This window comes from Odoribacter laneus YIT 12061 (assembly GCF_000243215.1).
In the GTDB taxonomy this organism is placed as follows: Bacteria; Bacteroidota; Bacteroidia; order Bacteroidales; family Marinifilaceae; genus Culturomica; species Culturomica lanea.
Map to the genome: position 1 here is coordinate 42,164 of NZ_JH594598.1, position 12,491 is coordinate 54,654.

Consider the following 12,491-nt stretch of genomic DNA (forward strand, 5'->3'; position numbering starts at 1 on the left):
AAAGGAAGCTTACACCCCCCTTCCGTTTTCTTCCCCTAAGTTCCCTGAAACTGCATCCGCTGAAATCCCGTAAAATCAGCATTAAAAATATCCGTCATAAGATCGTACAAAGGAGATACTATGATTTATTTATAACTTATCCAAATCCAGATGAAAAAAGAAATAATTTTCCGGAATCAGGTAACAGTTCCCGTATTGGGTCAAGGCACTTGGAATATGGGGGAAAATGCGTTCAAAAAAGCCGAAGAACTAAAAGTTTTACAAAAAGGGATTGAACTGGGTATGACGGCCATCGATACAGCAGAAATATACGGAGAGGGCCGTTCAGAAATATTAGTCGGAGAAGCGATCAAAGGGCTGAGAGAAAAAGTATTTCTAATCAGCAAAATTGCCCCTTCTCATGCCAGTCACAGAGGGACCCGTATAGCCTGTGAAAATAGCTTAAAAAGACTAAAGACAGATTACCTGGATCTTTACCTTTTGCATTGGAAGAGCCGTATTCCTATAAACGAAACGATCTGTGCTTTGCAAGAATTACAAAAAGAAGGAAAGATAAAACAATGGGGAGTCAGTAATATGGATACAGCGGATATGGAAGAAATTTATGCTCTTCCGGAAGGGAACAATTGCGGAGCCAACGAAGTTTTATATAATTTAACCCGCAGGGGCATTGAATATGACCTTCTTCCCTGGTGCCAGAAAAATCATTTACCTCTTATTGCCTATTCTCCCATCGAACAAGGCCGCTTGCTCAACCACAGCGGTTTGAAAGCAATTGCAGACAAACATTCCGCTACACCTTCCCAGATTGCCCTGGCTTGGATTTGCCGGCATCCGGATGTCCTTGCGATCCCCCAAACCTCTTCTTTAGAGCATTTAGAAGAAAATTTTAAAAGCCTCTCTATCCGGCTTACAGAAGAAGATCTGACAGAACTAGACCGTTATTTCCCAGCTCCTACACAAAAAAAACGTTTAGAAATGATTTAATAAACGATTGAATTCCCCTCAAATTCTCCAGAAAAGAAAAAATCATCTTTGTTTCCGTGAAATCTACAATACAAAACGTCTGGGGAGCCGGATAAAAGTGGAATAAATACGCTGGAAGTATAAAATATACTGGAAAACCCCAAGAAAGAGGAACTCAAATTTTAAAATAAGCCCCCTTATTTAATAATTTTGCCCCCCTTGATTTCAGCTTATTACCTTCCTGCAACGCCTAATTAATGTTAAAATAGAACTTCTAAAGTTATGGGAACAAAATTTTGTCAAAGTTGCGGTATGCCTATGATAGCTTCGGAACAATTCGGAAAAAACGAAAACGGAAGTATAAACGAAGATTATTGCAGTTATTGTTTTCAAAATGGTAACTTCACACAAGACTACACCATGGAGGAAATGATTGAACATTGCGCTCAGTTTACAGACGAATTCAATAAAGGAAATAATACAAACTATACAAAAAAGGAAGCAATAGAAGAAATGAAAAAATTCTTTCCTCTCCTAAAACGCTGGCAACAACAAGTTTAAAAGAAAAATTCCTTCCTAAAATCCGAAAAGTAAGCTGACCGTATCCTGGTCAGCTTACTTTTCAGCTAAAAATATATTGCCCCTGCCTGTTTTTTAAAAACTATCTTCCATCTGGTTCATCATATTATTGTTTTCCCGTGGCTGTTGCTGGTTCCGATTCCGGGAAGCTTTCATATTTCCGAAACTATACGTCAGTGTAAAATTAACAGTACGTCCGGTGCGCCAGTTTTCAGCATATTGCCGGAATCCATCCCCGGAGGTTTCGGTTTTCCATTTCCGGGAATCTAAAATATCCCGCCCGCTCACACTTACACTCAGCTTACGATCCCAAAAAGCCTTCCGGACTCCGGCATCCAGACGATAATTAGCTTTCCGATACCCCTGAGCAATCAATTGCTTGGAATCATAGCTTCCTGTCAATTGCACAGAAAAAGAAGCCGGAAGCGAAAAATTAGCAATCATCTTGGCATTCCAGGAGAAATCCTCATTGGTCTTACCGGTAACCGCTTTTTCTGCTCCTGCAGGAAGGTAAGAAAAGCCATCTAATTTATTGTAATAGAGATTGACCGTAGTCGTCAAATCCAGTATCCGTGAAAAATTATTTTTAGCGACAAATTCAGCTCCCGCAGATTGAGATTTGGAAACATTCTCATAGGTAGACTTCATCACCTCCCCTTCCAAATAACGAATACGCTGAATGACATCATTGGTATTGCGATAATAAGCAGACACGGATAAGGTGTGATTTTCCCAATTCTTAATATAATTGATTTCATAGGCGTTGGAAAATTCCGGATCCAAATAAGGATTTCCAAAAGAAATATTGGTAGAATCGGTAATGTTGACAAAAGGGTTCAACTGATGTCCCCAAGGCCGGGAAATCCTACGGGTATAATTTACCTGCAGTTCGTGACCTGCCGGTAGTTCGTAGGACAAAAATACGCTCGGGAAAAGGCTGAAATAATCCTCTTTATAGGCAGGAACATCTCCTTTTTCCTGACCGAATCCCAGCGATTTGGTATTGGTATGGGAATATTCTCCCCGGACACCTGCCTGAAAGCCAAATTTATTGAACCGACCGGCATAATTGACATAAGCAGCCTGAATATCCTGATCATAATAGAAACGATTGAAGAGCGCTTCATCCGGACTTGCTTCCTCTTCTGTCTCTCCGGAATAAGTCTTTACAGGACTATTCTGATGGGAAAAAGTGCCTTTATAACCGGCCTCCAACTTATTGTTTTCGCTAAAAGAATTCACATAATCGGCCTGCAATTCCCAGCTAGTTGAACGAACATCGCTCTTCTGCCTCTGGTAAGAAAAAACTTCCCGTTCATCTTCATAAAGAGAAGATTGGGAATAAATGCTGCTCCCGTCCATATTCCAAGGATTCCAGGAGGCTGTTATATCGAGATTACTGGTTTTACTGAAATCGTGTTTATATCCTAACTCCAAATTTCCTCCACGCATTTTATTCTCCGAATTGGAAGCTCTCAGACTGCTTATAAAAGAACCCGGGATATTACTTTCATAATCGATCAATCCTTTCTGTTTACGATTACCGAATATACCAAATGCTGCCAGGTTTAAATGATCCCGAGTAGTCAAATGATAAGTACCCCCCGCCCGCAAGAAAACCGGCCCCCCATGTCCATTATTATCGGATGTCTGATTTAAATAAGAAACCGGATTACCCGCTTCATCCAGATTAGTCCGGTTTGAAATGCCGCCTCCGTCCGAGATCCTTTTGCGGTATCCTAAATTAAAATAAGCATCTATTTTTCCACTATTATAATTTATATTTCCACTCGTATTCCATCCTCCCCGGGTATCTACACCTGCCTGTAAACTGCCATAATAACCAGCCTTCCGGTTTTCCTTCAATACAATATTGATAATGCCGGAGGTACCTTCCGGACTATACTTAGCCGAGGGATTTGTAATCACTTCTATGCGTTCAATGCTTTCAGCCGGCATTTGCTCTAAAATTTGAGCCCGGTTATCGGCAGACAAACCGGAAGCCTTTCCATTAATCCATACAGTCACACTGGTACTTCCCCGCAGAGAAACTTCTCCATCATTGTCTACATCCACAGAAGGAATATTACTTAGCACATCACTAGCCGTTCCCCCGGTAGAAGAAATATTCTCATCCACATTAAATACTTTTTTATCAATCTCAAACTTCATCTGTGAACGCTGTCCGACCACTTTTACCTCCCCCAGCATCTGAGAATCTTCTTCTAAAGGAATAATCCGAAAATTTATATTCTGATCCGGAGAATCAAGGGTAAAGTTCTTTTCAAATGTCCGATAACCGATAAAAGAGATATTCAATACATATGTTCCCGGCTCCAATTTACCCAACTGGAAAACACCTTGATTGTCTGTTACAGCTCCCGTCAAAGGTACAGTAGAACCCTCTTTTCTTACACTTACATTTACAAACTGCATGGCTTCCTTGGTCTTGGCATCGATTACTTTCCCTTTAACCGTCTCCAACTGTCCTACAACAGCAAAACCAGGAATCGCCAGAAATAAAAACAAAACAACTAAAATTAAATTTTTCATTTTACTCTTTATACTTATTATCGCCTCTTTCGAGAATTTCACTACAAAAACCATTCCTATGACTCTTTTTAACCCAAAAGGTTTAGCATCTCAAAAGTTTTCTTTTATTAAAATTCGGTTAATTTTTTCTTAATGCCTTTAACAATCCCCTGTTATCTAAAGGATGAAACGAATTCATTTCTTCGAAGCGGAAACAAATAGCTTACCTTCTATTCCTTTCTCAAAACCTTCTTTCAGAGAGCTGACCCAACAAATCCGAGGCCTCCGATCCGGACAATCTTCCCCATAAGATTCTTTTTCCCAATATCTTACGTAAAAGAGAAAGAGAAGTTATCCCGAATACCAATTCCTTTTTTCCTTAGGAATATCTTTTCTTTTTACTAATTTTGTAGTGTTTAAAAATAAGATGAGGATGAAATTGGTCATTTTAACCGGAGCCGGCATGAGCGCAGAAAGTGGCATCAAAACTTTCCGGGACAGCGACGGTTTATGGGAAAACTATCGGATCGAAGAAGTTTGTACTCCGGAAGCCTTAGAAAGGAATCCGGAGTTGGTAAATCACTTTTACAATGAAAGAAGAAAACAGCTATATGCAGCCCAACCGAACAAAGGACATACCGGACTGGCAGAACTGGAAAAATATTTCGATCTCCAAATCATCACTCAAAATATAGACGATTTACACGAAAGAGCGGGTAGCAGCCGGGTATTGCACTTACACGGAGAACTGAAAAAAGTAAGGAGTAGTAAAAACCCGGATTTGATATATGATCTGAAAAGTTGGGAATTAAAACCGGGCAGCCGCTGTGAAGACGGTTCTCTTTTACGCCCGCATGTGGTATTTTTCGGAGAAGCCGTTCCAAACATTGAACCCGCTATACAACTGGTAAAACAAGCCGATATATTCGTCGTCATCGGAACGTCTTTAGCCGTTTATCCGGCAGCAAGCCTGTTAAACTATGCTCCGGAAAACATTCCGATCTTCGTGATCGATCCTAAAATTCCTCAACAGGCACGACATTACGGTTTCCATTTGATAGAAAAAGGAGCATCAGAAGGAGTCGCCGAATTACAGAAAATTTTATTATCAGCAGCTCACTAAATACATCAATAACTCATTTTATTTATTGCTTCATGGGAAGAGGGAAAAAACCGTTACTGGAAAAAGTAGAAATCAAAAAAATCGCCGCAGAGGGCAAATCCCTTGCTTACATCGATGAAAAAGTTTTATTTGTTCCGAACACTGTGCCCGGCGACATTGTAGATGTACAAGTAACCCGGAAACGAAAAAGCTTTCTGGAAGGCTTTATTGTTAAAACCCATAAGCTATCAGCACTAAGGATTCAGCCTTTCTGCCCTCATTTCGGAATTTGCGGAGGATGTAAATGGCAAAATCTCCCCTACGAAAAACAACTCGAATTCAAACAACAAGAAATAATCGACAATCTGCAACGAATCGGAAAAGTACATTTGCAGAATATTTATCCCATTATCGGTTCTGAAAAAACACAAGAATACCGGAATAAGCTGGAATTTACCTTCAGTAATAAACGTTTTCTGACAAGGGAAGAAATCGACAAAGATATTTCGATCGACCGTACTCCCGCTATAGGTTTTCATGTACCCGGTTTATTCGACAAAGTAGTAGACATCGAAAATTGTTATTTGCAAGGAAACCCCTCCAACGAAATCCGGAATTTTATCCGGCAATATGCTTTGGAAAACGATCTCTCTTTTTTCGATATACGCAATCAGAACGGTTTTCTCCGCACGTTGATTATCCGGACAGCTTCCACCGCAGAAACAATGGTTATTCTGGCATTTTTTTACGACGATCCGGAAAAAAGGGAAAATTTACTGAAGGCTTTAATCCGGCAATTTCCCCAGATTACCTCCCTGATGTATGTGATCAATGAAAAAGCCAACGATACCTTAACGGACCAGGAAATAATCTGTTATAGCGGGAAAGACCATATTTTTGAAGAAATGGAAGGATTAAAATTCAAAATCGGACCGAAATCTTTCTATCAGACCAACTCCGGACAAGCTTATCAACTTTATAAACGGACACGCGAACTGGCCGGATTAACGGGGAAAGAAACCGTATACGATTTATATACCGGAACAGGTACGATCGCCAATTTCGTCTCCCGGGAAGCCGCCCAGGTTATCGGTATCGAATATGTACCGGAAGCGATTGAGGATGCTAAAATCAACTCGGCTCTCAACCAAATTTCGAATACCACTTTTTACGCAGGGGACATGAAAGACGTCTTAAATGAAAAGTTTATCGCTCATCACGGCCGGCCGGAGGTAATTATCACCGATCCCCCACGGGCCGGTATGCATCCGGATGTAATCCATACGATTCTTCAGGCAGGACCGGAGCGCATCGTCTATGTCAGTTGTAATTCAGCCACCCAAGCCCGGGACATTCAATTAATGGACCCTTTTTACCAAGTAAAAGCGGTTCAACCCGTCGATATGTTCCCTCACACCCACCATGTAGAAAATATCGTTTTACTCGAAAAAAGAACGGAGCATTAACGACTCCGTTCTTATAAAATGAAAAGAAAAAAGAGTATTCCCTACTTTTTCTGCCATAAAACGATCTTGCAGTCAAACTTTTATTTTTCCAAATAAGCCCGGATCATCCAAGCCGTCTTTTCTTTTTTCTCGATCATATCTTCCAGGAAATTGGTGGTACCAGCATCATCGGTATCCTCTTCCTTTTCCAATTGCTCAATGTCTTTACGAATTTCCCGGATCAACGTATCATTGTCTTCACTCAAAATAGCCAGCATCTCTTTTGCTTCAGGTAAGGGCTCTGAATCACAATGTTCTTTGATGCGATTGTGTTCCAGGTACCCCTGCAAAGAACCAATAGGACGTTCGTCTAAAGAACGGATCCGTTCAGCTATATCATCAATATCCTCAATTAATCCATTATACAACTCCTCCATAAAAATATGATAAGAATGGAAACTGACTCCTTTTACATTCCAATGATAATTCCAGGTTTTTGCCAACAAGACAAAATGATCTGCTAACAAATTATTCAAAACCGTCTTACTGGCCTTCACAGCCTTAGGCTCTAATCCAATATTTGCTGCCATAATAATTCTATTTAATAATTAAACACTTTTGATTATCCCTATAAACGAATCCGGCAAGCTTTTGTTGCAAAAACAGGTAGGAATGAAAACAGAAAAAAAATCCGGAAAAAACCGATGTATAGCTAAATGCACCCTGATAAAAGCTGAGGATAATCGTGCGAAAGGACAAAGTTTCTGGCTATTTCTTTCGTCAGAACCGAAAATCCATTCCTCCACAAATCGCTCAACAAACAGGAAGCACCATCCATCGCTTTTTTCCGGATAGGTCCCAATAGGGGTTACGACAAGACCTAATTTCTCCGATTAAACCCGTCTATCTGGTAATAAGTATCTGCACTGCTATCCCCCAACAGATATTTAGCAAAATGAAACCACATCTTTCTTTGATAAAAATCCTGTTGTATCCCCCGGAACCCGTGTCTTTGCCCCGGCAATACCACTAAATCAAAATTCTTACCGGCCCGAATCAAAGCATCGGCCATACGCAATGTATTTCCCGGGTGCACATTGTTATCAAAATCTCCGGTAACCAATAAAAGATAACCTTTAAAATTCTTCGCTAACTCTTGGTTAGTAGGAATCTTCGTCTGGAAACCGATCTCTTCTTGTTCCCCGTTCACACTATCTTTCACGGTCTTTTTTACTTCCTTCACCCCATGATGCGTTTCTCCCCACCACTTATTATAAATATTGTTATCGTGATTTCCCGCAGAAGAAACAGCTGCTGTATAGAAATCAGGATAGGTACAAAGAGCTGCTGTGGACATAAAACCGCCTCCGGAATGCCCGAAAATTCCGACTTTTTCTATATTGATAAAAGGATAACGGTCTGCCAATTGCTCGATACCGTATTTATCGTCTGCCAAAGCATAATCCCGGAGATTATCGTGTCCATAAGTATGATACCATTTATCCCGCTGCGGACTTCCTCCTCTATGGCCGAAGTTGACAACAATAAATCCGACCTGTGCCAAGGCGTTATTATACACACCGGAAGGACTAAAATCCAAAGTTTGTGCCTCTGTCTGAGGACCGGGGTACACATAAGAAATAATCGGGTAGCGACGGGTCGAATCGAAATCCACCGGTTTCCACATGACCCCGTATAAATCCGTTACCCCATCTTTTGCTTTTACAGTAAAACGTTCCGGCATCTTCCAACCGGTCTCATACAACCTTTTTAAATCCGGACGGGCCAGTTCTACGATTACCTTCCCTTTACTATCCCTCAAAACCGAACGGGGTTCCAAATCTACCCGAGAATAATTGTCCACAATGTAGCGACAGGATTTAGGCATAACCGTCTTATGATTAGCATCTTCAACCGTCAGCAAGGTCGCTCCTGTGGCATCTATATTGGCCTTATATATAAAAGAATAATAAGGATTCCTATCCTTTTCCCGTCCGTATCCTTCAAAATAAAGGGTGCGTCCTAAGGTATCGATACCGACAACCTTCCCGGCAACCCATCTGCCCGAAGTGATCTGATTTTTCAGGTTCCCCTCTGCATCATAACGATAAAAATGTCCCCAGCCGGTACGTTCCGACCACCAAATGATATCTTTTCCTTCATTCAGAAAAGAAAGATGATACATCTGATCGTTAAAATAAGGCTTCGATTTTTCATTAATCAATACCTGAGCTTCTCCTGTTTCCGTACTGGCTTTACAAATATCCAATTCATCACAAGTCCGCCGGCGCCGCTCAAAATAAATACGATCAGACTCCTTCCCGGCATGTGCAACCCTTAAAGACTGGTCTTTCCATTTTTCAGTCTGAATTTTCACCTGTTTTTTTGTCGCTATATCGATGACAGTCAATTCATATTGGGGCACATCCTTATCTCCGGCCATTGCATAGCGGTATTCTTCCAGTTTCGGCCGGTCCGCCAATATATCGATTACCCACAAATCCTTTACTTTCCGTTCATCCGAACGCACCGTATACAATTTCTTGGAATCTTCAAACCAATGAGCACGAGCCCACTGCCTTTTATTACTGGTATCCCGCTGATCATAGGCGTAAGAAAAGAAAGGCTGACCATCAGTGGTCAATTGGATTTCCACAGAATCCTTATCTCCGGTTTTCATAATATAAAGGTTATGCTTCCGGGCAAACACAATATAAGTACTATCCGGAGAAAAGGACATCCATTCATTTTCCTTTTCTTTTTGTACCGAATCTTTTTGTATCAGTTCGTGAGTATAAATATCATATTCATAATTGAACTTCTCTACTTTAAACTGGAGCGTTTTCTCGTCCTCCTTGAATTTCAGATCTTTTACGGGCAACTGCCGGTAATTATAAGGTTTTGCAGTCAATTTCGTCAACTCTTCGGCCAGGTATTCATTCTCAAACAAATATCGTTTCTCTCTTTTAGCCGGATCTACAAAATAATATTTTGTTCCCTCCCCGGTTTTATAAGAATACCAAAACTTATCACTGTCTTTTAAAAAATTGGGAATTACATTTAAAGAACCGATTTCTGCATTAATCTGCCTGAATTTTTCAGCCTGAACAAAATTAGCCTGCTGTGCCGAAACACTCCCTGTACAACAGCAAATGACAAAACCTACTATTAATTTCCAAGTATTCATATTCCGATTAATTTTTAAATATATTTATTTCACCTTTCTATCTGACTTTACGAACGTTTTACTGCTACACGCATTTATTCCACCTTTCTACCCGACTTTTCAAACATTTTTACTTTTACACATATTTATTGCCTCTCTTCCCCTGTCTTTACCGATATCCTCTCTTTAAAAATTTGTTTTCCACCGTTGTTTCCCCCTTTTGCACAACTATAAATTTTCTTACTGGATTAGGGGCAAATCTTTTTACAGGTTAACGTACAATAATAGGCAAAAACAATGGGAAAACATTATTTTTGCACAACAAAAATCAGCAGTTCTTAAATAAATTACCAACATTTTGAAATAGTATTTTCATGGAATATGCCGTGTTATCTCCTGATACTCAAAAAACATTTCAGGAAATTCAACAAAGAATCCGCCGACTTCAAAACTGGGGAAGTATAGCGAGCTTAAAAAATTTGGGCCTCCCTTCTGGCAACCAAGTGGGTGCTAGTTTCGTATCTCTGAAACAACTGGCTTCCAGCTATTCTCCTGATGAACAGCTAGCCTTTTTATTGTGGAATACTCAAAAACGGGAAGAACAAATAATAGCCTGTTTGCTACTTCCTAAAAAAATAAATAAAGAAAAAATTACACAATTAATACAGAACTGTTATAATTTTGAAGTGGCAGAATATTTGGGTTCATTTTTCTTATATAATTTTGAAAAACTGACAGAAATCGCCACAGAATGGATAAATTCAGAAAAACCGTATATGCAAATTGCAGCTCTTACGGCTTGTGCCCGGCATTTGATTTTATTCAAATCCCAACCTGCAATTTCCAAGGATTTTTTCAACAATCTGATACACAATGATTATAAAGATAAGTATGTACAATTGGTTGCCCGGCGCTATCGTTAAAAGATTTAAACCATTAAACTGTTAATATTAATTAATGTTAAAGCAGCCCTTTTAATTCCAATTTGCATCTCCCAAATGAGAAATCTTTGTTACATTTGTACGGTTATTACGGAAAAAAAGTATTAATTAATCATTTAATATAAATTGCAATTATGGCAAAATTAGATTTAAGTATTTATGGGATTACCGGGGTTAAAGAAATCATCCACAATCCTTCTTATGATGAATTGTTCAAAGCTGAAACCGATCCTTCGCTGACAGGTTATGAGAAAGGACAGGTAACAGAGTTAGGTGCTGTCAATGTAATGACTGGTATTTACACCGGACGTTCTCCTAAAGATAAATTTTTCGTAAAGAATGAAGCCAGTGAAAGTACGGTATGGTGGACTTCCGAAGAATACAAAAACGACAACAAACCGACTTCTGAAGCCACTTGGGCTGTATTGAAGGATTTGGCTGTAAAAGAGCTTTCCAATAAGAAATTATACGTAGTAGACACTTTCTGCGGAGCAAATGAAAATACACGCCTGAAAGTACGTTTTATTATGGAAGTTGCCTGGCAGGCTCATTTCGTAACCAATATGTTCATCCGTCCGACTGCAGAAGAACTGGAAAACTATGGAGAACCGGATTTTGTTTCTTTCAATGCAGCCAAGGCAAAAGTAGAGAACTTTAAAGAATTGGGTCTGAATTCTGAAACAGCTACTGTATTCAATCTGAAAACCAAAGAACAGGTTATTCTGAATACCTGGTATGGTGGAGAAATGAAAAAAGGTATTTTTTCCATCATGAATTACCTAAATCCGTTACGCGGTATCGCTTCTATGCACTGCTCCGCCAATACTGATATGGAAGGCAAGAATACGGCTATTTTCTTCGGTTTATCCGGCACCGGTAAAACCACCTTGTCTACGGACCCGAAACGTCTGTTGATCGGTGATGATGAACACGGCTGGGACGACGAAGGTGTATTCAACTACGAAGGCGGTTGTTATGCTAAAGTTATCAATTTGAGTAAAGAAGCAGAACCGGATATTTACAATGCCATCAAACAGGATGCTTTGTTGGAAAATGTAACTGTAGATGCAAACGGCAAGATCGATTTCAATGATAAGTCCGTTACAGAGAACACTCGCGTTTCTTACCCGATTTATCATATCAAGAACATCGTAAAACCGGTTTCTAAGGGCCCGGCAGCACAACAGGTAATCTTCTTGTCTGCTGATGCTTTTGGAGTGTTACCTCCTGTATCTATTCTGAATGCAGAACAGACCAAATATTACTTCCTGTCTGGATTTACAGCTAAATTAGCGGGTACGGAACGTGGCATCACCGAACCGACTCCGACATTCTCTGCTTGTTTCGGGGCAGCATTCCTGTCTTTGCATCCGACGAAATATGCAGAAGAACTGGTTAAGAAAATGGAAAAGACCGGAGCGAAAGCTTATCTGGTAAATACCGGCTGGAACGGAAGCGGCAAACGTATCTCTATCAAAGATACCCGTGGCATTATCGACGCTATATTGAATGGTTCAATCGACAAAGCACCGACAAAAACCATTCCTTATTTCAACTTCCTCGTACCGACAGAACTTCCGGGCGTAGATCCGAAAATATTAGATCCTCGCGACACCTACGATTGTGCTTGCAAATGGGAAGAAAAAGCCAAAGATCTTTCTGAACGTTTTATCAAAAACTTCAAGAAATTCGAAGGCAACGAAATTGGTAAAGCCTTAGTTGCTGCTGGTCCGAAATTATAATTTCCAAACAGCTTCAGC

General features: G+C 40.1%; 9 protein-coding genes. 6 read left to right on the forward strand and 3 right to left on the reverse strand.

Translation table 11 applies throughout. From position 1 onward, the window contains the following. Positions 1-150: 150 nt before the first annotated feature. Positions 151-987 carry an aldo/keto reductase gene (locus HMPREF9449_RS14390; protein ID WP_009138000.1) on the forward strand — a complete coding sequence of 279 codons (837 nt, stop codon included), beginning with the start codon at positions 151-153 and terminating at the stop codon, positions 985-987. Between the two features lie 261 nt (positions 988-1,248). Further along, a complete protein-coding gene (locus HMPREF9449_RS14395) occupies positions 1,249-1,527 on the forward strand; it encodes a zinc ribbon domain-containing protein (RefSeq protein ID WP_009138001.1) in 279 nt (92 codons plus the stop codon). 93 nt (positions 1,528-1,620) lie between these two features. On the opposite strand, the gene HMPREF9449_RS14400 is transcribed toward HMPREF9449_RS14395, so the two are convergent. Next, complete coding sequence (locus HMPREF9449_RS14400; protein WP_229031487.1) at positions 1,621-4,098, reverse strand: outer membrane beta-barrel family protein; 2,478 nt, start codon at positions 4,096-4,098, stop codon at positions 1,621-1,623. Between the two features lie 412 nt (positions 4,099-4,510). On the opposite strand from HMPREF9449_RS14400, the gene HMPREF9449_RS14405 reads away from it, so the two are divergent. Both HMPREF9449_RS14405 and rlmD read left to right on the forward strand, forming a co-directional pair. Further along, positions 4,511-5,200 carry an SIR2 family NAD-dependent protein deacylase gene (locus HMPREF9449_RS14405; protein ID WP_009138003.1) on the forward strand — a complete coding sequence of 230 codons (690 nt, stop codon included), beginning with the start codon at positions 4,511-4,513 and terminating at the stop codon, positions 5,198-5,200. A 32-nt stretch (positions 5,201-5,232) separates the two neighbouring features. Then, positions 5,233-6,645, forward strand: a complete 1,413-nt coding sequence (gene rlmD / locus HMPREF9449_RS14410) for a 23S rRNA (uracil(1939)-C(5))-methyltransferase RlmD (protein WP_009138004.1) — start codon at positions 5,233-5,235, stop codon at positions 6,643-6,645. Between the two features lie 80 nt (positions 6,646-6,725). Here rlmD and HMPREF9449_RS14415 read toward each other — a convergent pair whose 3' ends face one another. Next, positions 6,726-7,214, reverse strand: a complete 489-nt coding sequence (locus HMPREF9449_RS14415) for a Dps family protein (protein ID WP_009138005.1) — start codon at positions 7,212-7,214, stop codon at positions 6,726-6,728. A 290-nt stretch (positions 7,215-7,504) separates the two neighbouring features. Further along, on the reverse strand, positions 7,505-9,811 hold the full coding sequence (locus HMPREF9449_RS14420; RefSeq protein WP_009138006.1) for a S9 family peptidase: 2,307 nt from the start codon (positions 9,809-9,811) through the stop codon (positions 7,505-7,507). 353 nt (positions 9,812-10,164) lie between these two features. On the opposite strand from HMPREF9449_RS14420, the gene HMPREF9449_RS14425 reads away from it, so the two are divergent. Both HMPREF9449_RS14425 and pckA read left to right on the forward strand, forming a co-directional pair. Further along, entirely contained in the window at positions 10,165-10,713 is a 549-nt protein-coding gene (locus HMPREF9449_RS14425) for a DNA alkylation repair protein (RefSeq protein ID WP_009138007.1), read from the forward strand. A gap of 152 nt (positions 10,714-10,865) precedes the next feature. Beyond that, on the forward strand, positions 10,866-12,473 hold the full coding sequence (pckA, locus tag HMPREF9449_RS14430; RefSeq protein ID WP_009138008.1) for a phosphoenolpyruvate carboxykinase (ATP): 1,608 nt from the start codon (positions 10,866-10,868) through the stop codon (positions 12,471-12,473). Positions 12,474-12,491 lie beyond the last annotated feature (18 nt).

Bases quoted from the DNA above. Each gene is read 5' to 3' on its own strand.
- HMPREF9449_RS14390 (WP_009138000.1), top strand. From the start codon at position 151: ATGAAAAAAGAAATAATTTTCCGGAATCAGGTAACAGTTCCCGTATTG.
- HMPREF9449_RS14395 (WP_009138001.1), top strand. From the start codon at position 1,249: ATGGGAACAAAATTTTGTCAAAGTTGCGGTATGCCTATGATAGCTTCG.
- HMPREF9449_RS14400 (WP_229031487.1), bottom strand. From the start codon at position 4,098: ATGAAAAATTTAATTTTAGTTGTTTTGTTTTTATTTCTGGCGATTCCT.
- HMPREF9449_RS14405 (WP_009138003.1), top strand. From the start codon at position 4,511: ATGAAATTGGTCATTTTAACCGGAGCCGGCATGAGCGCAGAAAGTGGC.
- rlmD (WP_009138004.1), top strand. From the start codon at position 5,233: ATGGGAAGAGGGAAAAAACCGTTACTGGAAAAAGTAGAAATCAAAAAA.
- HMPREF9449_RS14415 (WP_009138005.1), bottom strand. From the start codon at position 7,214: ATGGCAGCAAATATTGGATTAGAGCCTAAGGCTGTGAAGGCCAGTAAG.
- HMPREF9449_RS14420 (WP_009138006.1), bottom strand. From the start codon at position 9,811: ATGAATACTTGGAAATTAATAGTAGGTTTTGTCATTTGCTGTTGTACA.
- HMPREF9449_RS14425 (WP_009138007.1), top strand. From the start codon at position 10,165: ATGGAATATGCCGTGTTATCTCCTGATACTCAAAAAACATTTCAGGAA.
- pckA (WP_009138008.1), top strand. From the start codon at position 10,866: ATGGCAAAATTAGATTTAAGTATTTATGGGATTACCGGGGTTAAAGAA.